The sequence below is a fragment of the Klebsiella indica genome, from assembly GCF_005860775.1.
GTDB lineage: Bacteria > Pseudomonadota > Gammaproteobacteria > Enterobacterales > Enterobacteriaceae > Klebsiella > Klebsiella indica.
Genome location: NZ_VCHQ01000030.1, coordinates 16,162 through 35,556, shown reverse-complemented (window position 1 = coordinate 35,556; position 19,395 = coordinate 16,162). Strand labels below are relative to the sequence as shown.

Below are 19,395 nucleotides of genomic sequence, written 5' to 3'. Positions count from 1 at the left end.
CCCCTACGGTTACCTTGTTACGACTTCACCCCAGTCATGAATCACAAAGYGGTAAGCGCCCTCCCGAAGGTTAAGCTACCTACTTCTTTTGCAACCCACTCCCATGGTGTGACGGGCGGTGTGTACAAGGCCCGGGAACGTATTCACCGTGGCATTCTGATCCACGATTACTAGCGATTCCGACTTCGTGGAGTCGAGTTGCAGACTCCAGTCCGGACTACGACGCACTTTATGAGGTCCGCTTGCTCTCGCGAGGTCGCTTCTCTTTGTATGCGCCATTGTAGCACGTGTGTAGCCCTGGTCGTAAGGGCCATGATGACTTGACGTCATCCCCACCTTCCTCCAGTTTATCACTGGCAGTCTCCTTTGAGTTCCCGGCCTAACCGCTGGCAACAAAGGATAAGGGTTGCGCTCGTTGCGGGACTTAACCCAACATTTCACAACACGAGCTGACGACAGCCATGCAGCACCTGTCTCACGGCTCCCGAAGGCACAGTCTCATCTCTGAGACCTTCCGTGGATGTCAAGACCAGGTAAGGTTCTTCGCGTTGCATCGAATTAAACCACATGCTCCACCGCTTGTGCGGGCCCCCGTCAATTCATTTGAGTTTTAACCTTGCGGCCGTACTCCCCAGGCGGTCGACTTAACGCGTTAGCTCCGGAAGCCACGCCTCAAGGGCACAACCTCCAAGTCGACATCGTTTACGGCGTGGACTACCAGGGTATCTAATCCTGTTTGCTCCCCACGCTTTCGCACCTGAGCGTCAGTCTTCGTCCAGGGGGCCGCCTTCGCCACCGGTATTCCTCCAGATCTCTACGCATTTCACCGCTACACCTGGAATTCTACCCCCCTCTACGAGACTCAAGCCTGCCAGTATCAGATGCAGTTCCCAGGTTGAGCCCGGGGATTTCACATCTGACTTAACAGACCGCCTGCGTGCGCTTTACGCCCAGTAATTCCGATTAACGCTTGCACCCTCCGTATTACCGCGGCTGCTGGCACGGAGTTAGCCGGTGCTTCTTCTGCGGGTAACGTCAATTGCTGCGGTTATTAACCTCAACACCTTCCTCCCCGCTGAAAGTACTTTACAACCCGAAGGCCTTCTTCATACACGCGGCATGGCTGCATCAGGCTTGCGCCCATTGTGCAATATTCCCCACTGCTGCCTCCCGTAGGAGTCTGGACCGTGTCTCAGTTCCAGTGTGGCTGGTCATCCTCTCAGACCAGCTAGGGATCGTCGCCTTGGTGAGCCGTTACCCCACCAACAAGCTAATCCCATCTGGGCACATCTGATGGCAAGAGGCCCGAAGGTCCCCCTCTTTGGTCTTGCGACGTTATGCGGTATTAGCTACCGTTTCCAGTAGTTATCCCCCTCCATCAGGCAGTTTCCCAGACATTACTCACCCGTCCGCCACTCGTCAGCGAAGCAGCAAGCTGCTTCCTGTTACCGTTCGACTTGCATGTGTTAGGCCTGCCGCCAGCGTTCAATCTGAGCCATGATCAAACTCTTCAATTTAAGTTTGATGCTCGTGAATTAAACTTCGTAATGAATTACGTGTTCACTCAGAGACTTGGTATTCATTTTTCGTCTTGCGACGTTAAGAATCCATGTCACTTTGAGTGCCCACACAGATTGTCTGATAAATTGTTAAAGAGCAGTTGCGACGCGCTTTAGCGCTCTGTCGCGAGGTGGCGTATAATACGCTTTCCTCTTTCAGAGTCAACCCTGAATTTCAGGATTTTTCTCTTTAATCAACCGGCTGTTTGTGTGAAGTGATTCACATCCGCCGTGTCGATGGAGGCGCATTATAGGGAGTTCTCCGCAGGCCGCAATAGAAAAATGACAGAAAAATGACTGACTGCTGCATTCCCCAGCAAAACCCCGCCTTATACCCTTTTACACACAGAGTTATCCACAATCCTGGCGATCATTTCCTGAATCTCTCCTTAATAAAGACGCGCTCAATACAGGAATAAAAGGGTATCGAATGGAAAAAGAAAAATTCGCGAGCGTTGCGCAAACGTTTTCGTTACAATGCCACCGCAAAACAAGGATGCCCCGTAAGGGGCGTTAGCTGAGTTTTTCACGAAAAATTCAGCTAACGCTCTCTGTAATAGTCAAATCCAGGGGATTTACCATGCAACAACGTCGTCCAGTCCGCCGCGCTCTGCTCAGTGTTTCTGACAAGGCCGGTATCGTCGAATTCGCCCAGGCACTTTCCGCACGCGGTGTGGAGCTGCTGTCTACAGGGGGCACTGCCCGTCTGTTAGCAGATAAAGGTCTGCCGGTGACCGAAGTTTCCGATTACACCGGTTTCCCGGAAATGATGGATGGACGCGTGAAGACCCTGCATCCGAAAGTACACGGCGGTATTCTCGGTCGCCGTGGTCAGGATGACGGAATTATGGAACAACACGGTATCGCGCCAATCGATATGGTTGTTGTTAACCTGTACCCGTTCGCCCAGACCGTCGCTCGTGAAGGTTGCTCGCTGGAAGATGCCGTAGAGAACATCGATATCGGCGGCCCGACCATGGTGCGCTCCGCTGCCAAGAACCATAAAGATGTCGCTATCGTTGTAAAGAGCAGCGACTACGACACCATTATTAAAGAGATGGATAGCAACGACGGTTCACTGACCCTTGATACCCGTTTCGATCTCGCCATTAAAGCCTTCGAACACACCGCAGCTTACGACAGCATGATTGCCAACTACTTCGGCAGCATGGTTCCGGCATATCACGGTGAAAGCAAAGAGGCCGCTGGCCGCTTCCCGCGTACCCTGAATCTGAACTTCATTAAGAAGCAGGATATGCGCTACGGCGAAAACAGCCACCAGCAGGCGGCCTTCTATATAGAAGAGAATGTGCAAGAAGCATCTGTTGCGACCGCGCAGCAGGTACAGGGCAAAGCGCTCTCCTACAACAACATCGCCGATACCGACGCGGCGCTGGAGTGTGTGAAAGAGTTCAGCGAGCCCGCCTGCGTCATCGTGAAGCACGCTAACCCGTGCGGCGTGGCGGTAAGCACTTCTATTCTCGACGCCTACGATCGCGCATACAAGACTGACCCGACCTCCGCGTTCGGCGGCATCATCGCGTTTAACCGCGAACTGGATGCCGAAACCGCGCAGGCCATCATCTCCCGTCAGTTTGTCGAAGTGATTATCGCGCCATCCGCAACCGAAGACGCCCTGAAGATTACCGCCGCCAAACAGAACGTGCGCGTCCTGACCTGCGGCCAGTGGGCACAGCGTGTGCCGGGCCTGGACTTCAAACGTGTCAACGGCGGTCTGCTGGTTCAGGATCGTGACCTGGGTATGGTAACGGCAGGCGAACTGCGCGTGGTAACCAAACGTCAGCCGAGCGAGCAGGAACTGCGTGATGCGCTGTTCTGCTGGAAAGTAGCGAAGTTTGTGAAATCCAACGCGATTGTGTACGCGAAAGAGAATATGACTATCGGTATTGGCGCGGGCCAGATGAGCCGCGTTTATTCCGCGAAGATCGCCGGTATTAAAGCGGGCGATGAAGGACTGGAAGTAAAAGGTTCCGCAATGGCCTCTGACGCGTTCTTCCCGTTCCGCGACGGTATTGATGCTGCGGCCGCTGTTGGCGTGAGCTGCGTGATCCAGCCCGGTGGCTCCATCCGTGATGATGAAGTCATTGCCGCCGCTGACGAACACGGCATCGCGATGATCTTCACCGACATGCGTCACTTCCGCCATTAATTCACGGAGCAGACAATGAAAGTATTAGTAATCGGCAACGGCGGGCGCGAACACGCCCTGGCGTGGAAAGCGGCGCAATCACCGCAGGTTGAAACCGTGTATGTCGCGCCAGGTAACGCCGGAACAGCGCTGGAACCGGCGCTGCAAAACGTCGCTATTGGCGTCACGGATATTCCGGCACTGCTGAGCTTTGCCCAGAACGAGAAGATCGATCTGACCATCGTCGGCCCGGAAGCGCCGTTGGTGAAAGGCGTGGTGGATACTTTCCGCGCCGCAGGCCTGAAAATCTTTGGCCCAACTGAAGGCGCCGCGCAGCTGGAAGGCTCCAAAGCCTTTACCAAGGATTTCCTCGCCCGTCACCAGATTCCGACGGCGGAGTACCAGAACTTCACGGAGATCGAACCCGCGCTGGCTTACCTGCGTGAGAAAGGCGCGCCGATCGTCATTAAAGCCGACGGACTGGCTGCCGGGAAAGGCGTGATTGTGGCGATGACTCTGATCGAGGCCGAAGCCGCCGTTCATGACATGCTGGCGGGTAACGCGTTTGGCGACGCGGGACACCGTATCGTGATCGAAGAGTTCCTCGACGGTGAAGAAGCGAGCTTCATCGTGATGGTCGATGGCGAACATGTGCTGCCAATGGCCACCAGCCAGGATCACAAACGCGTCGGCGATGGCGATACCGGGCTGAATACCGGCGGTATGGGCGCTTACTCCCCGGCGCCGGTGGTGACCGACGAGGTTCATCAGCGCACGATGGAGCGCATCATTTGGCCAACCGTAAAAGGCATGGCGGCGGAAGGCAATACTTATACCGGCTTCCTGTACGCTGGGCTGATGATCGATAAACAGGGCAACCCGAAAGTTATCGAATTCAACTGCCGCTTTGGCGACCCGGAAACCCAGCCAATCATGCTGCGTATGAAATCCGATCTGGTTGAACTTTGTCTGGCTGCCTGCGACGGTAAGCTGGACGAGAAAACGTCTGAGTGGGATGAGCGCGCGTCGCTCGGCGTGGTGATGGCGGCTGGCGGTTATCCGGGCGACTACCGCACAGGCGATGTGATCCACGGTCTGCCGCTGGAAGAGGTAGCGGACGGTAAGGTATTCCACGCCGGAACCAAACTGGCGGAAGATGACCGGGTTGTTACAAGCGGCGGTCGCGTACTGTGCGCCACTGCGCTAGGCCATACCGTTGCCGAAGCACAGCAGCGTGCCTACGCGCTGATAGCAGATATCCACTGGGATAACTGCTTTAGCCGCAAAGACATCGGCTGGCGCGCCATTGAGCGTGAGCAGAACTAGCGGCTGAGTTTTGCCAGCAGCGTTTTGCGCGTAATGCCCAACTGGCGGGCGGCTTCAGTTTTGTTGCCGCCCGTTTTTTCCAGTGCCGCCAGAATCACCTCTTTCTCCACGTCCACCAGCGGCTGAATAACTTCCTCAGATAGCGACGATGCTGGGATCGACGCACCAGTAATCGCCAACGGTAGCTCGCGTTCAGAAATATACTCCCCGGTAAGCAGAACCACCGCCCGCTCCACTGCGTTTTCCAGCTCGCGAATATTTCCCGGCCAGTCGTGGTGAATGAGCAGATCCATCGCCTGCGGCGTAAACCCCTGTACCGTCTTGCGGTTTCGTTCAGCGTAACGTTGCCTGAAATAGTGCGCCAGTTGCGGAATATCTTCACGCCGCTGGCGCAGAGGCGGCACATCGATGGTCACGACATTCAGACGGTAGTAGAGATCCTGGCGAAAACGCCCCGCGTTCACCTCCTGAGCCAAATCGCGATGGGTAGCGGCAATCAGCCGCACATCGACAGAAAGTGTCTGGTTACTGCCAACACGCTGCACTTCGCGCTCCTGAATCGCCCGAAGCAGGCGCACCTGCATCAGCGGCGAGATATCGCCAATCTCATCAAGAAACAGCGTACCGCCGTCAGCCTCCACAAAGCGCCCTTCGCGCCGTTTATCGGCGCCGGTAAAGGCGCCCTTTTCGTGGCCAAACAGCTCTGACTCCAGCACAGACTCGTTAAGTGCCGCGCAGTTGAGCGTCACCAGCGGTTTGTGGCTGCGCCCGCTGGCGGCATGCAACGCCCGCGCCACCAGTTCTTTCCCGGTGCCCGATTCCCCCTGAATCAGCACGGTGGCATCCGACGGCGCAACCAGCACGATATTATTCAACACCGTCCGCATCGCCGGACTGTCGCCCACCATGCCAAACTGCGTCGCCGGAGCGGGAGAAGACGCGTTTTCTGGCTGGCGCGTGTGCGCCAGCGCCTGCACCAGCGTTTGTTGCAGACTGTCAAAATCCAGCGGCTTGATGAGATAGTCCAGTGCGCCGGATTTCAGCGCCCCCACTGCGGTACCAACGCTGGAATACGCGGTCATGATCAACACCGGAATCGACGGATTCCAGGCTTTGATCTCTCTCAGGGTTTCGATGCCGTCCATCTCCGCCATACGGATATCGCAAAGCACCAAATCAAATACCCGCTGGCGTACCTGCTCCAGCGCCTGTACGCCATTATGGGCCAGCACAACCCGGTATCCCCAGCCCCGTAACAGCGCCTGTAAGATAGTGCAATGGCTGATATCATCATCCACCACCAGAATATCGACCTGCTTGCCACTCATCCTTGCTCATCCTTCTGTTGCCCGTTAACCGGCAGATAGAGAATAAATACCGCGCCCTTACCAGGGCTACTCTCGACGTGAATCGTTCCGCCGTGCTGCTCAACAATGTTTTGCACTACCGCCAGGCCAAGCCCGGTGCCATCAGCTTTAGTGGTGAAATACGGGGTAAAGATGGCCTGTAGCTGCTCCGCCGTCATCCCCTTGCCGCTATCCGCGACGCTGATTTTCACTCGTCCGTCGCCGCATTCACTCGCCGTCACCGTCATTACGCCATCGCGCCCCATGGCCTGAAGCGCATTGAGATACAGGTTCAGCAGAACCTGATTCAAACGATCCGGATCGGCCTGGATACGGCATAGGGCAGGCTGCGCCGCGAACTGGAGCTTTATCGCCCGGCTGGCGGCATCCTGGCTAACCAGTTGTAACGAATGGGCGATCACCTCATTAAGATCTACCGACTGCCATTTTAAATGGGCGGGACGCACCAGCTCCAGCAGCTCGCTGACGACCCGGTTCAGGCGATCGGCCTCTTTCGCCATCACCTGAGCTAACTGGTACGCTTCGCCGTCAGGCGTAGTACGTTCAGCAAAATACTTTGCCAGCCCTTTGATGGATGACAGTGGATTGCGAATTTCATGTGCGACGCCCGCCGCCAGATGCCCGATCGCCACCAGTTTCTCCTTACGTGCCGTCGCGTCCTGCAGTTGCTTACGCGAACGCTGATAGCGACGAAACCAGAACTGCGCCAGTACCGTTGCCGCCATCACCACGCCTGCCGCGCAGAGCATTATGATCATATTACGCAGGCCGCGAGCCTCAGCGGTATCCAGTTCACGCGCATCAAAGGCAATAAAAATAACCTGAGGCGTTTTAATCGCCTGATCGGCAGATTCCCGTTGCATCATCATGCGCATATGATGCCCGCCATCACCGTTAAGCGGGCGAAACTGACGATAAATTTCCACCGCGGGTTCCGGCTGTTGAAGCCTCCGCCAGCGCGGCTCATTACTAATATGCAACTCACGCATCACGCTCGCGGAATACAGCGATTCACCTACCCTTAGCGGATCGCTATGGGCGATAATTTTGCCGTTCTCATCCGTCAACGCGAACCAGAGAACGCCGGGCTGCCAGGCCATCTCCTCCAGTAGCGTCTGGAGCTGGGTATCATGCATACGCATTCCCATGCCAACACGGGTGCCGGACTCCAGAGCGTGAATCAGTACGCTGCCCTTTTCCTGAATGGTCTGCAACGCGGTTTCATTCTCACGTCCATAATCACGCACGATTAGCACGGAAAACAGGCTCACCAGCAAAAAAATAAGGCCCGTCAATAACCAGCTTAGCCCAACGGCGACGGAATCCTTTGATAACCGCATCACGATCATTGCCACTCCTTCTCCTCAGATACCGATTATCCCAGCAGAAATCATGCCATCTTCCCGGCGGGGCAAACCTGCTTTCAGGCATAAACCGGCAAGACAGCCGAGTAAAAATGACGCATGGCAAAAGGCGTTGCGGGTCATTTTTACTCGTTAATCATCTGCAGATGCTCGGAAAGGTCTTATATCCCGTGGATTTCTCGGTTCGGCACGGAAGATGCAAATACGGAATTAACCATAAAACAAGAGGGGAATAAACCATGAAACGGAACCAAAAACTGACTCTGACGCTCATCGCTCTCGCTGCCCTGACTTTTGGCAGCGGTACCGCCTGGGCACACTGGAATGACGGTTACGGTATGGGTCCGCAGGCCTACGGTATGGGCCCACAGGGATACGGTATGGGCCCACAGGACTACAGTCAGTTAACTAACGAACAGCAGGCTACTGTGCAGAAACTTTATAACGATTTTTATACGCAAACCGGCGCGCTACGGCAGCAGCTCCTCTCAAAACGTTACGAATACAACGCGTTATTAACCTCGGATAAACCGGACAGCGCAAAAATTGAATCCGTCTCCCAGGAGATGGAGACGCTTGGTCAGCAGCTCGCCCAGCAACGGGCTAAATTTGATGTCGCCCTGGCGCAGGCAGGTATTTCTCGTGGGGAAGGTATGGCGAGTAGTGGTGGCTGCTACGGCGGTTTTCACGGTCACAGAGGAATGTACAACTGGTAAAATTCAGAAGTGTTTCTCCGTCGGCTGCCAGGTGCAGAAGTCTTCGTTTGCCACCAGCAACAGCTGAGATCCTTCCGGTGCTTCCAGCCATGCCACGTTGACCGACACGGATGAGTGATTCTGGCGGCGTTCAATATGGGCTAACGCCCACCTATCAAGGTCAGGCTTCACGGTCTGACCTTCACAGGTCGTTACCGTATGGTTGGCATGCCAGCGCCCCTGGCGCAATATCACGCGTCCCTGACGCAGCGCATCGCTGGTCTGGCGTATTTGTTCCGCACGATAGCGGTATAGCGCGATCTGTTCGCTGGAAAGCTGCTGCTTTTGCCCGTCGACTTCACGTTGCATAAAGCTGAGTTCACCCTGCGCATCAAAACGGACACGAATATGTTCCGGAGGTTTACCATAGACGTTGAGTTCAATCAGCGCGAGCCGACCATCCTGCCAACGGTACTCGCTGGTTGAGGTATTGCCATGACGCCACGGACTGAAAGCGGCAAGAAGATGAACCTCGCCATCAGAATCTTTGCGCCAGATACGCATCGCCCCCTGATCATCCGCATAGCCGCTTGCAGTAAACGGCGGGAGAGAAGTGTCGTGGCTGCAGGCAGTGAGCAGCAATATCCCCACCAGCGCCGACACACGACGCCAGGCAGACAAAAGGGGCTGACAAGCCCCTTCGATAAAACTGTACACTGCCACGCGGTCTTACTTAACTGCGTCTTTCAGTGCTTTGCCTGAAACAAACGCCGGTACGTTAGCTGCGGCGATTTTGATTTCATTACCGGTCTGCGGGTTGCGGCCAGTGCGCTCAGCGCGGTGGTTCACTTTGAAGGTACCGAAACCAACCAGTTGAACAGCATCACCTTCTTTCAGAGACTCAGTAATTGCAGCCAGGGTAGATTCCAGGGCAGCTTTTGCCTGTGCTTTGGACAGGTCAGCTTTGTCCGCAATTACATCAATCAGTTGAGTCTTGTTCATAAGTTATCCTTACAATGTGTTTATCGCTTGCTAAGCATCGAGTGCGACGGAAATGCCTGAAAAGCACTCTCCTGCATACACGCACCGATAGCCACGTTTTTTCGCCCCCCAAATGTAGACCAGACGGGGGGCGGAATGGAAGCCTTCAGACGCTACAATTCAGGCGTTAAATCACGTTTTCTGGTCTCATTGCTGAAAATTTATACCAATATTGCTTTCACCGGCCTCGCGGAGGTCTGCACGAAGCCCTTTGATGAGTTCAACATCGCGTTCTTCACAGTCGGCCAAAAGCCGGAAAATCTCCCATTGAATGTCCCATTCTTGTTCCACCGCCGGATTTTCTTTGAGCTCTTCATCGCTCATTTCACGACCCGCCTGGGTCATTTCCAGCATTGCAACCGTGGTAATCGATGTCTTACTGACCTCAATGGCATGTTCCAGCGTTTCGCCACTGAGACGAGAATGCATTAACTCGCTTAATGCAACGCAGGCATCAATCGCCGGGTAAACACCGTACAGGTCAAAATCGTCAGCAGCCGGAATCGCTTCCTCAAACTTTTCCAGCTGGCTGTCAAAATTGACCTTCGCATCTTTCACCGTCAGCGTTTCCCAGATCAGATCGAGGATTCGGCGATACAATTGGCCATCAGCGAACGCTGTTTGCTGGCAGAACATGGCGTAGTTGGGGTACATCCGCTCGCACAGGCAGGCCATAAAGGTGACGTGCTGCCAGCTTTCCAGCTTCTCCAGACGCAAGTGAATCGGGTTTTGTAACATGATGAATTCTCGAAGTCAGAAATGAGCCGCAGTGTACCTGAATTAGTCGTGATTTGCTTGCCAGCGCACAAACGCCGGACGCTCTGATGCCACCGCATCCGCCCAGCGCGTCGGTTCCGGCAGACGGTAGCCTTGCATACAGCGCTGCACCCACGCCAACGCGCTGTCGGTACTCACGCGATGTCCGGTCGCGATAAACAGCGGGTTACAGCGCGCTTTGCTGCGCCAGACCCAGGCTAACTGCTCGCCTTTGTCCATCAGCGGGGCCAGCGCGCCAGGTTCGGCGGAAAGCGGCTCAAACTTGCCGCACAGCCGTTTTTTCGCTACGCCGATGGTGGGTACATCCATCATCAATCCAAAGTGGCTTGCCACCCCCAGACGACGCGGGTGGGAGATACCGTGCCCATCGACAAAGACTAAATCCGGTTTTTGCGACAGCTGTTGCCACGCCGCCAGCAGAGCAGGATACTCGCGAAAAGATAGGAAGCCGGGAATATATGGCATAGTGGTGGCGATACGCGCCACTTTGTATTCCACCAGCTCAAGCGCTGGATACGTCAACAGCACCATCGCCGCTCGCGTCACTTCACCGCCCTGTTCGAACCCAACATCCGCCCCGGCGATCAGATCCGGCGGATCGCTATCAAGGCGATCCTCGCGGATCACCGACGAGGCGAGTTCAATTTGTTGAGCGCGTAGCGACGCGAGATCCATCATGACTCCTTAGCGGTGGTACTGTTCTGACAAGCGGTGTACCGCATCAGCAAATGCGCCCGCGTGCTCCGGCGGTACATCCTGGTGGATGCCGTGTCCAAGATTAAAGACGTGGCCTTCACCCTGGCCAAATCCGGCGAGAATCGTCGCCACTTCCTCTTCAATGCGCGCCGGTGGCGCATAGAGCATGGACGGGTCCATATTGCCCTGTAGCGCCACTTTATGGCCCACGCGACGGCGCGCGTCAGAAATATCGGTTGTCCAGTCGAGGCCTAACGCATCACACCCGGTTTCCGCCATCGCCTCCAGCCACTGGCCGCCACCTTTGGTGAATAACGTGACCGGTACACGGCGACCGTCGTTTTCCCGCAGCAGACCGTCAACGATTTTATGCATGTAATACAACGAGAACTGCTGGTAATCGCGCCCCGTCAGCACACCGCCCCAGGTGTCGAAAATCATCACCGACTGGGCGCCCGCTTTAATCTGCGCGTTGAGGTACAGAGTGACGCTTTTCGCCAGCTTATCGAGCAGCGCATGCAGCGCCTGCGGATCGGCATACATCATTTTTTTGATGACGGTAAAGGCTTTGCTGCTGCCGCCTTCCACCATGTAAGTCGCCAGCGTCCACGGGCTGCCGGAAAAACCGATCAGCGGAACGTCACCTTTCAACGCGCGGCGGATCGTACGCACCGCGTTCATCACATAGCCCAGTTCGTCTTCCGGGTCAGGAATCGGTAGCTTATCGACATCCGCTTTACTGGCGACTGGCGAAGTAAAGCGCGGGCCTTCACCGGCCTCAAAATAGAGTCCCAGCCCCATCGCATCCGGGATGGTCAGAATGTCCGAGAAGAGGATCGCCGCATCAAGCGGGTAGCGCCGCAGCGGTTGTAGCGTAACTTCGCACGCCAGTTCGGCGTTTTTACACAGCGACATAAAATCGCCTGCTTGTGCGCGGGTGGCTTTGTACTCCGGCAGATAGCGGCCTGCCTGGCGCATCATCCACACCGGGGTAACATCAACCGGCTGGCGCAATAGCGCGCGCAGGTAACGATCGTTCTTCAGTTCGGTCATTTTGCAGTTCCTTCATTGCGTCAGGGTGCCAGTGTACCATCACTCATACTCAGCCCGACACATTGCCACAGTGTCTTCGATCAAACGGCGTGCCACCGTGCCCGGCGGCGGCAACAACGGAAGATCGTCATAGCGATACCAGCCCGCTTCCAGCAGCTCTTTCTTGTCGATGACTATCTCGCCGCTGTCATACTCCGCCATAAACGCCGTCATCAGCGATTGTGGGAACGGCCAGGGCTGCGAAGTGACATAACGCAGGTTTTTCACCTTAATGCCGCTCTCCTCCATCACTTCGCGGGCAACGGTTTGCTCCAGAGTTTCCCCCACTTCAACAAACCCGGCCAGCACCGTGTGCACACCGTTGCGATGACGGGTATGCTGCGCCAGTAAAATAGAATCATCCCGGCGGATGGCAACAATAATGCAGGGAGCAATCTGTGGGTAGTAACGCTCGCGGCAGTGGCTGCAAAGCATTGCCCATTCGGTCTTGCTCGGGTGCATGGGGTGACCGCAGTATCCGCAGAATTTATGCGAACGATAGAACTCCGCCAGTTGTACCCCCCGCCCCGCCAGTTGAAACAGACCAACATCCTGATCGATGACCTGCCGTACCGATCCCATATCATGCCGCCGCTCCTGACAAACCAGCCAGACTGGCTCCCCTTGCCATTCTCCTATCCTCAACGCGGACTGCCCTGCAAGATTAAAATTTACCGCTTCGCCATGTGGTAATTCCCCGCGGGGCAACCATAATTTCTGTTCGTGGCTGACGATCCACCAGCCACAATCTAATTTTTCAATAATACGATCCATATCTATTGCACTACCTTTATTTTGCTGGCACTTTTAACATTATATTTACATTCCGGTGAGCAACGTATTTCTCTTTAAAACTTGCGGAGTCAACCATGTTAAACCAGCTGGAAAACCTGACGGAACGTGTTGGAGGCAACAATCAACTGGTCGATCGCTGGCTACAGGTACGTAAGCATTTGCTCGTGGCTTACTACAATCTGGTTGGCATTAAGCCTGGCAAAGAATCGTACATGCGGTTGAATGAAAAAGCGCTGGATGATTTTTGTCAGGGTCTGGTCGATTACCTTTCCGCCGGACACTTCAGTATTTATGAACACATTATTCGTGAAATGGAAGAGGGAAACCCACGTTCGGCCGCAACGCGCCTCCACGCATTACTGGAAGCCAATACTCAACAGATCATGGAATATTACGACTCCAGTCTGGAGAACGCGATCGATCACGATAATTATGCGGAATTTCAGCAGGTGCTTTCCGACATCGGTGAAGCGCTGGAAGCACGGTTTACGCTGGAAGATAGGCTCATTCTGCTGGCTTCCGGCAATCATCTGAAGCTTAACGCCCAGGATAAAAGCGGAATTGCAAAGCCTGCTTGAGTTATGAAGCAGTAACGAGTAATTTACATCCATTGCCCCGTCGCCGGGGTTACATCTTGTCGGAGTGCCGTGTGCGAAAGCACAGGCTGAGACCGTTAATTCGGGATCCGCGGAACCTGATCAGGCTAATACCTGCGAAGGGAACAAGAGTAAACTGCTTTATGCGTCAGCCTGTACGGGCAACAAACGCACATCCATTACTCCTCCGTCGTCTGACAAGCCACGTCCTTCACTTTTTGGAATGAGCTATGTCTGCAACAAAATTGACGCGTCGTGAACAACGCGCTCAGGCCCAACACTTTATCGACACCCTGGAAGGCACCGCCTTTCCGAACTCAAAACGTATTTATATGACCGGCTCACAACTGGACATCCGCATTCCGATGCGTGAAATCCAGCTAAGTCCCACGCTCATCGGCGGCAGCAAAGAGAATCCGCAATACGAAGAGAACGAAGCCATCCCGATCTATGACACCTCTGGCCCCTATGGCGATCCTGATGTCGCCATTAACGTTCAGCAGGGGCTGGCAAAACTGCGTCAGCCCTGGATTGACGCTCGCGCAGACAGCGAAGAATTGACCGACCGTAGCTCGGCGTACACCAAAGAACGTCTGGCCGATGATGGGCTGGACGAGCTGCGTTTTACGGGGCTGCTCACGCCGAAGCGCGCCAAAGCGGGCAAGTGCGTAACGCAACTGCATTATGCGCGTCAGGGGATTGTGACCCCGGAAATGGAGTTCATCGCTATCCGTGAAAACATGGGGCGTGAGCGCATTCGCGGCGATGTGTTACGCCAGCAGCATCCGGGCGTTGGGTTTGGCGCGCGCCTGCCGGAAAACATCACGCCGGAATTTGTTCGTGACGAAGTGGCCGCCGGTCGCGCGATTATCCCGGCCAACATCAACCACCCGGAATCCGAACCGATGATCATCGGACGCAACTTCCTGGTGAAGGTCAATGCCAATATCGGCAACTCAGCGGTCACTTCCTCCATTGAAGAAGAGGTGGAAAAACTGGTGTGGTCAACACGCTGGGGCGCAGATACGGTGATGGACCTCTCAACCGGTCGCTATATTCACGAAACCCGCGAGTGGATACTGCGTAACAGCCCAGTACCGATCGGCACCGTGCCAATCTATCAGGCGCTGGAGAAAGTGAACGGGATCGCCGAAGATCTCACCTGGGAAGCCTTCCGCGACACGCTGCTGGAGCAGGCGGAACAGGGTGTCGATTACTTCACCATCCACGCGGGCGTACTGCTGCGCTATGTGCCAATGACCGCAAAACGTCTGACCGGTATCGTCTCGCGCGGCGGTTCGATCATGGCGAAATGGTGCCTCTCTCACCATCAAGAAAACTTCCTCTACGAGCACTTCCGCGAAATCTGCGAGATCTGCGCCGCTTACGATGTCTCGCTGTCGCTGGGCGACGGCCTGCGTCCGGGATCGATTCAGGATGCGAACGACGAAGCGCAGTTTGCCGAGCTGCACACGCTGGGCGAGCTGACCAAAATTGCCTGGGAGTACGACGTGCAGGTGATGATTGAAGGCCCTGGCCACGTACCGATGCAGATGATCCGCCGTAACATGACCGAAGAGCTGGAACACTGCTTTGAGGCGCCGTTCTACACCTTAGGGCCACTGACCACCGATATTGCGCCGGGCTACGACCACTTCACCTCCGGCATTGGCGCGGCAATGATTGGCTGGTTTGGCTGCGCCATGCTCTGCTACGTAACGCCAAAAGAGCACCTCGGCCTGCCGAACAAAGAGGATGTGAAACAGGGACTGATCACCTACAAAATCGCGGCGCATGCCGCCGACCTGGCAAAAGGCCATCCTGGCGCGCAAATCCGCGATAACGCCATGTCGAAAGCCCGCTTTGAGTTTCGCTGGGAAGACCAGTTTAACCTGGCGCTTGACCCGTTCACCGCCCGCGCTTACCACGACGAAACGCTGCCGCAGGAGTCCGGTAAAGTGGCGCACTTCTGCTCCATGTGCGGGCCAAAATTCTGTTCAATGAAGATCAGCCAGGAAGTCCGCGACTACGCGGCGACACAGACCATCGAAGCAGGAATGGCGGATATGTCAGAAAACTTCCGCGCTAAAGGCGGTGAAATCTATCTCAGGAAGGAGGAAGCATAATGTATCAGCCCGATTTCCCATCCGTCCCTTTTCGTTTAGGGCTCTACCCGGTTGTTGATAGCGTAGAGTGGATCGAGCGCTTGCTGAGCGCAGGCGTTCGCACTATCCAGTTACGTATCAAGGATAAGCGCGACGAAGAGGTGGAGGACGATGTATCAGCCGCTATCGCGCTGGGCCGCCGCTACAATGCCCGCCTGTTCATCAATGACTACTGGCGACTGGCGATCAAACACAACGCTTACGGGACGCATCTCGGCCAGGAGGATCTGGAAACCGCTGACCTCAGCGCAATCCGCAAGGCAGGGCTGCGTCTTGGCGTTTCCACCCACGATGACATGGAAATCGACATCGCGCTGGCGGCCAGACCGTCTTATATCGCACTCGGCCACGTATTCCCGACGCAGACCAAACAGATGCCATCCGCGCCGCAAGGACTGGAGCAACTGGCGCGCCATATTGAACGTCTTGGCGATTATCCCACCGTTGCCATCGGCGGGATCGGCCTCGAACGCGCTCCGGCGGTACTGGCAACCGGTGTTGGTAGTATCGCGGTCGTCAGCGCCATTACTCAGGCTGCTGACTGGTGCCAGGCAACGGCACAATTGCTGGAGATAGCGGGAGCCGGAGATGAATGACAGCGATTTTATGCGCTATAGCCGCCAGTTGCTGCTGGAGGATATCGCCATTGAAGGGCAGCAAAAATTGCTCGCCAGCCGGGTGTTAATCGTCGGCCTCGGCGGGCTGGGGTCACCTGCCGCTCTCTATCTGGCCGGGGCCGGTGTCGGCACGCTGGTACTGGCCGATGACGACAAAGTACACGTCAGTAACTTACAACGGCAAATTCTGTTCACCAGCGATGATATCGCCCAACCGAAAACCTCTGCCGCCAGGGCGCGGCTGGCGCAGCTCAATCCGCACATTGCGCTGGTGGCATTACAGCAGAGATTAAGCGGCCCGGCGCTGCGGGATGAAGTAACAAAAGCCGATGTCGTGCTGGACTGCACCGATAACATGGTCACCCGACAGGCCATCAATGCCGCCTGCGTCAGCCTTGCAACACCGCTGATTACCGCCAGCGCCGTCGGGCTTGGAGGCCAGTTGATGGTGCTGACGCCGCCATGGGAACAGGGTTGTTATCGCTGCTTATGGCCTAATGCAGCCGAACCCGAACGCAACTGTCGGACAGCGGGCATCATTGGCCCGGTTGTCGGCATGATGGGCACCTTACAGGCGCTGGAGACCATTAAGCTGCTCAGCGGTATGGCAGCGCCGCGTAATATTCTGCGCCTGTTCGATGCCCGCACCGGTAACTGGCGCACTCTCGCATTACAGCGTGCCCATGGATGTCCGGTATGTGGAGGTCAGCATGCGGGTGTGGTTTAACGATGAGCCGTTGCAGTGCGCCGAAGCGACCTCCGTCGCCGCCCTGCTTGCTCAACTGGAACAACAACAGCCAGGCGTCGCGCTGGCGCTCAATCAACAGATCCTGCCGCGCGATCGGTGGGAACATCATCTTCTGCAGGAAGGCGACCATATCCTGCTTTTTCAGGTCATCGCTGGAGGCTGACATGTTACGTATTGCAGATAAAACTTTTACATCACATCTTCTTACCGGCACCGGTAAGTTCGCCACACCGGAAGTGATGGTGGAGGCGATACGCGCCTCCGGCAGCCAGCTGGTCACGCTGGCGATGAAACGCGTCGATCTGCGCCAGCATAATGACGCTATCCTCGCGCCGCTGCTGGCGGCAGGCGTCAGCCTGTTGCCCAATACCTCCGGGGCGAAAACGGCGGAAGAAGCCGTGTTCGCCGCCCGTCTGGCACGGGAAGCGCTGGCAACAAACTGGCTGAAACTGGAAATCCACCCGGATGCCCGTTGGTTGCTGCCAGACCCAATTGAAACCCTGAAAGCGGCGGAAATTCTGGTGCGTGAAGGCTTTGTCGTGCTGCCCTACTGCGGTGCCGACCCGGTATTGTGTAAACGTCTGGAAGAGGCAGGCTGTGCAGCGGTGATGCCGCTCGGTGCCCCTATCGGCTCCAATCAGGGACTGGAAACCAAAGCCATGCTGGAGATTATTATTGAGCAGGCCACGGTTCCGGTGGTGGTCGATGCCGGTATCGGCGTCCCCAGCCATGCGGCGCTGGCGCTGGAAATGGGTGCCGACGCGGTGCTGGTGAATACCGCCATCGCCGTCGCCGACGATCCGGTGGCGATGGCCCGCGCGTTCCGCCTGGCGATCGATGCCGGATTGCTGGCGCGACAAGCAGGTCCGGGTGCCCGCAGTGCCCTGGCACAGGCCACCAGCCCGCTAACCGGCTTTCTGGAGGCGCTGGCATGAAAACTTTCACTGACCGCTGGCGGCAACTGAACTGGGACGACATTCGCCTGCGTATCAACAGTAAAACACCGCGCGACGTTGAACGCGCGCTGGCGGCGAAACAACTCAGTCGCGACGATATGATGGCCCTGCTCTCCCCTGCCGCCGCTGGCTATCTGGAGCCTCTGGCCCAGCGCGCCCAGCGCCTTACGCGCCAACGTTTTGGCAATACCGTTAGTTTCTATGTCCCGCTCTATCTTTCCAATCTGTGCGCCAATGACTGCACCTACTGCGGCTTCTCAATGAGTAACCATATCAAGCGCAAAACCCTGGACGATGCAGAAATTGCTCGTGAGTGTGCGGCGATCCGCGAAATGGGCTTCGAGCATCTGCTGTTGGTCACCGGTGAACACCGGGGCAAAGTCGGCATGGATTACTTTCGACAGCATTTGCCCGCCATTCGCCGCCAGTTCGCCTCTTTGCATATGGAAGTACAGCCGCTGGCGACGGAAGAGTACGCCGAGCTGAAAACGCTTGGACTGGATGGGGTAATGGTCTATCAGGAGACTTACCATGAAAGTATCTATGCGAAACATCATCTGCGAGGGAAAAAACAGGATTTCTTCTGGCGGCTGGATACGCCGGACCGGCTCGGACAAGCGGGAATTGACAAAATTGGCATCGGCGCATTGATTGGTCTTTCCGACAGCTGGCGCGTGGATTGCTTTATGGTGGCGGAACACCTGTTGTGGCTGCAGCAGCACTACTGGCGCAGCCGTTACTCCATCTCTTTTCCGCGATTACGCCCTTGCGCTGGCGGTATCGAACCCGCGTCTCTGATGGATGAACGTCAACTGGTGCAAGCCATTTGCGCTTTTCGCCTTTTGGCCCCGGAAATTGAGCTTTCGCTCTCGACCCGTGAGTCCTCCTGGTTCCGCGATCGGGTCATCCCGCTGGCGATTAACAATGTCAGCGCCTTTTCGAAAACTCAGCCCGGCGGTTATGCTGATAACCATCCTGAACTGGAGCAGTTCGCCCCCCACGATGAGCGCCGCCCTGAAGAGGTCGCCAGGGCGCTGGTTGCCAGCGGACTGCAGCCGGTATGGAAAGACTGGGATAGCTGGCTGGGACGCGCTTCCCAGTCATCATGAAGCGAGATGTAACTGACTGAAATCTTTCCGTGCCAGGTCGTAATAAGAGAAACGGGCGGTGGTGACCAGATGCCCGTTTCTCTATGGTGTTCTCGTCAGCAACGGATGCTGTCCAGGGCGAAATACCTCTCTTCCTCATTTTCGCCCTGCCCCCTTGCAATAACCCCGTGATATCGCAGATGTTCTCTGCGGGATAGTGACAGCCATTCAGCGAAAGGGCTCGGATACTTCTGATGTTAGCAAAGAAGCGATGCCGACAGACTCAGCCAGCCTTACGCAGAGCACAATGCAAACTAGTTCTGATGAATGGCAGCCCCTTCGTACTGCTCCAGGCGTTCCGTTG

The 19,395-nt window shown here is 56.0% G+C and carries 18 protein-coding genes, 1 rRNA gene and 1 riboswitch; of the genes, 10 read left to right on the top strand and 9 right to left on the bottom strand.

What is annotated here, in order from left to right; genetic code table 11:
- Positions 1–1,517 (bottom strand): 16S ribosomal RNA (locus FE839_RS20695); the annotation flags it as partial.
- A 622-nt stretch (positions 1,518–2,139) separates the two neighbouring features.
- Between FE839_RS20695 and purH the strand changes: the two genes are divergently transcribed.
- Both purH and purD read left to right on the top strand, forming a co-directional pair.
- Positions 2,140–3,729, top strand: a complete 1,590-nt coding sequence (purH, locus tag FE839_RS20690) for a bifunctional phosphoribosylaminoimidazolecarboxamide formyltransferase/IMP cyclohydrolase (protein ID WP_138362650.1) — start codon at positions 2,140–2,142, stop codon at positions 3,727–3,729.
- 15 nt (positions 3,730–3,744) lie between these two features.
- On the top strand, positions 3,745–5,034 hold the full coding sequence (purD, locus tag FE839_RS20685; RefSeq protein WP_138362649.1) for a phosphoribosylamine--glycine ligase: 1,290 nt from the start codon (positions 3,745–3,747) through the stop codon (positions 5,032–5,034).
- Here the strand turns inward: purD and zraR are convergent.
- Both zraR and zraS read right to left on the bottom strand, forming a co-directional pair.
- A complete protein-coding gene (gene zraR, locus FE839_RS20680) occupies positions 5,031–6,362 on the bottom strand; it encodes a sigma-54-dependent response regulator transcription factor ZraR (RefSeq protein ID WP_138362648.1) in 1,332 nt (443 codons plus the stop codon). The two genes, purD and zraR, sit on opposite strands and share 4 nt — an antisense overlap.
- Positions 6,359–7,750 carry a two-component system sensor histidine kinase ZraS gene (gene zraS, locus FE839_RS20675; RefSeq protein WP_138362647.1) on the bottom strand — a complete coding sequence of 464 codons (1,392 nt, stop codon included), beginning with the start codon at positions 7,748–7,750 and terminating at the stop codon, positions 6,359–6,361. Before zraS ends, zraR begins: the two co-directional genes overlap by 4 nt.
- 254 nt (positions 7,751–8,004) lie before the next feature.
- Between zraS and FE839_RS20670 the strand changes: the two genes are divergently transcribed.
- Positions 8,005–8,481 carry a zinc resistance sensor/chaperone ZraP gene (locus FE839_RS20670; RefSeq protein ID WP_138362646.1) on the top strand — a complete coding sequence of 159 codons (477 nt, stop codon included), beginning with the start codon at positions 8,005–8,007 and terminating at the stop codon, positions 8,479–8,481.
- A 3-nt stretch (positions 8,482–8,484) separates the two neighbouring features.
- Here FE839_RS20670 and FE839_RS20665 read toward each other — a convergent pair whose 3' ends face one another.
- From FE839_RS20665 to nudC, 6 genes are all read right to left on the bottom strand, one after another.
- On the bottom strand, positions 8,485–9,177 hold the full coding sequence (locus FE839_RS20665) for a DUF1481 domain-containing protein (protein ID WP_138362652.1): 693 nt from the start codon (positions 9,175–9,177) through the stop codon (positions 8,485–8,487).
- Positions 9,178–9,189: 12 nt separating this feature from the next.
- Positions 9,190–9,462 (bottom strand): nucleoid-associated protein HU-alpha, encoded by a 273-nt coding sequence (hupA, locus tag FE839_RS20660; RefSeq protein WP_004097675.1) that lies wholly within the window; start codon positions 9,460–9,462, stop codon positions 9,190–9,192.
- Between the two features lie 186 nt (positions 9,463–9,648).
- Positions 9,649–10,239 carry a YjaG family protein gene (locus FE839_RS20655; protein WP_138362645.1) on the bottom strand — a complete coding sequence of 197 codons (591 nt, stop codon included), beginning with the start codon at positions 10,237–10,239 and terminating at the stop codon, positions 9,649–9,651.
- A 42-nt stretch (positions 10,240–10,281) separates the two neighbouring features.
- Complete coding sequence (gene nfi, locus FE839_RS20650) at positions 10,282–10,953, bottom strand: deoxyribonuclease V (protein WP_138362651.1); 672 nt, start codon at positions 10,951–10,953, stop codon at positions 10,282–10,284.
- A gap of 9 nt (positions 10,954–10,962) precedes the next feature.
- Positions 10,963–12,027 carry a uroporphyrinogen decarboxylase gene (gene hemE, locus FE839_RS20645; RefSeq protein ID WP_138362644.1) on the bottom strand — a complete coding sequence of 355 codons (1,065 nt, stop codon included), beginning with the start codon at positions 12,025–12,027 and terminating at the stop codon, positions 10,963–10,965.
- 39 nt (positions 12,028–12,066) lie between these two features.
- Positions 12,067–12,840, bottom strand: a complete 774-nt coding sequence (gene nudC / locus FE839_RS20640; protein WP_138362643.1) for an NAD(+) diphosphatase — start codon at positions 12,838–12,840, stop codon at positions 12,067–12,069.
- Between the two features lie 95 nt (positions 12,841–12,935).
- Between nudC and rsd the strand changes: the two genes are divergently transcribed.
- From rsd to thiH, 7 genes are all read left to right on the top strand, one after another.
- Positions 12,936–13,439: a sigma D regulator gene (rsd, locus tag FE839_RS20635; protein WP_138362642.1), complete on the top strand. Its 504-nt coding sequence runs from the start codon at positions 12,936–12,938 to the stop codon at positions 13,437–13,439.
- A 50-nt stretch (positions 13,440–13,489) separates the two neighbouring features.
- Positions 13,490–13,599, top strand: a riboswitch (TPP riboswitch).
- Between the two features lie 88 nt (positions 13,600–13,687).
- Positions 13,688–15,583, top strand: coding sequence for a phosphomethylpyrimidine synthase ThiC (gene thiC, locus FE839_RS20630; RefSeq protein WP_138362641.1), 1,896 nt, complete (start codon positions 13,688–13,690; stop codon positions 15,581–15,583).
- Positions 15,583–16,218 (top strand): thiamine phosphate synthase, encoded by a 636-nt coding sequence (gene thiE / locus FE839_RS20625; protein ID WP_138362640.1) that lies wholly within the window; start codon positions 15,583–15,585, stop codon positions 16,216–16,218. The genes thiC and thiE overlap by 1 nt, the downstream gene beginning before the upstream one ends.
- Entirely contained in the window at positions 16,211–16,966 is a 756-nt protein-coding gene (locus FE839_RS20620) for a HesA/MoeB/ThiF family protein (RefSeq protein ID WP_138362639.1), read from the top strand. The genes thiE and FE839_RS20620 overlap by 8 nt, the downstream gene beginning before the upstream one ends.
- Complete coding sequence (gene thiS / locus FE839_RS20615) at positions 16,950–17,150, top strand: sulfur carrier protein ThiS (RefSeq protein WP_138362638.1); 201 nt, start codon at positions 16,950–16,952, stop codon at positions 17,148–17,150. Before FE839_RS20620 ends, thiS begins: the two co-directional genes overlap by 17 nt.
- 1 nt (position 17,151) lies before the next feature.
- On the top strand, positions 17,152–17,922 hold the full coding sequence (gene thiG, locus FE839_RS20610; RefSeq protein WP_138362637.1) for a thiazole synthase: 771 nt from the start codon (positions 17,152–17,154) through the stop codon (positions 17,920–17,922).
- On the top strand, positions 17,919–19,052 hold the full coding sequence (thiH, locus tag FE839_RS20605) for a 2-iminoacetate synthase ThiH (protein ID WP_138362636.1): 1,134 nt from the start codon (positions 17,919–17,921) through the stop codon (positions 19,050–19,052). Before thiG ends, thiH begins: the two co-directional genes overlap by 4 nt.
- The last annotated feature ends 343 nt before the right edge of the window (positions 19,053–19,395 follow it).

Excerpts from the sequence above, each read along its gene's own strand:
- purH (WP_138362650.1), top strand. The coding sequence starts at position 2,140 with ATGCAACAACGTCGTCCAGTCCGCCGCGCTCTGCTCAGTGTTTCTGAC.
- purD (WP_138362649.1), top strand. The coding sequence starts at position 3,745 with ATGAAAGTATTAGTAATCGGCAACGGCGGGCGCGAACACGCCCTGGCG.
- zraR (WP_138362648.1), bottom strand. The coding sequence starts at position 6,362 with ATGAGTGGCAAGCAGGTCGATATTCTGGTGGTGGATGATGATATCAGC.
- zraS (WP_138362647.1), bottom strand. The coding sequence starts at position 7,750 with ATGATCGTGATGCGGTTATCAAAGGATTCCGTCGCCGTTGGGCTAAGC.
- FE839_RS20670 (WP_138362646.1), top strand. The coding sequence starts at position 8,005 with ATGAAACGGAACCAAAAACTGACTCTGACGCTCATCGCTCTCGCTGCC.
- hupA (WP_004097675.1), bottom strand. The coding sequence starts at position 9,462 with ATGAACAAGACTCAACTGATTGATGTAATTGCGGACAAAGCTGACCTG.
- FE839_RS20655 (WP_138362645.1), bottom strand. The coding sequence starts at position 10,239 with ATGTTACAAAACCCGATTCACTTGCGTCTGGAGAAGCTGGAAAGCTGG.
- nfi (WP_138362651.1), bottom strand. The coding sequence starts at position 10,953 with ATGGATCTCGCGTCGCTACGCGCTCAACAAATTGAACTCGCCTCGTCG.
- hemE (WP_138362644.1), bottom strand. The coding sequence starts at position 12,027 with ATGACCGAACTGAAGAACGATCGTTACCTGCGCGCGCTATTGCGCCAG.
- nudC (WP_138362643.1), bottom strand. The coding sequence starts at position 12,840 with ATGGATCGTATTATTGAAAAATTAGATTGTGGCTGGTGGATCGTCAGC.
- rsd (WP_138362642.1), top strand. The coding sequence starts at position 12,936 with ATGTTAAACCAGCTGGAAAACCTGACGGAACGTGTTGGAGGCAACAAT.
- thiC (WP_138362641.1), top strand. The coding sequence starts at position 13,688 with ATGTCTGCAACAAAATTGACGCGTCGTGAACAACGCGCTCAGGCCCAA.
- thiE (WP_138362640.1), top strand. The coding sequence starts at position 15,583 with ATGTATCAGCCCGATTTCCCATCCGTCCCTTTTCGTTTAGGGCTCTAC.
- FE839_RS20620 (WP_138362639.1), top strand. The coding sequence starts at position 16,211 with ATGAATGACAGCGATTTTATGCGCTATAGCCGCCAGTTGCTGCTGGAG.
- thiS (WP_138362638.1), top strand. The coding sequence starts at position 16,950 with ATGCGGGTGTGGTTTAACGATGAGCCGTTGCAGTGCGCCGAAGCGACC.
- thiG (WP_138362637.1), top strand. The coding sequence starts at position 17,152 with ATGTTACGTATTGCAGATAAAACTTTTACATCACATCTTCTTACCGGC.
- thiH (WP_138362636.1), top strand. The coding sequence starts at position 17,919 with ATGAAAACTTTCACTGACCGCTGGCGGCAACTGAACTGGGACGACATT.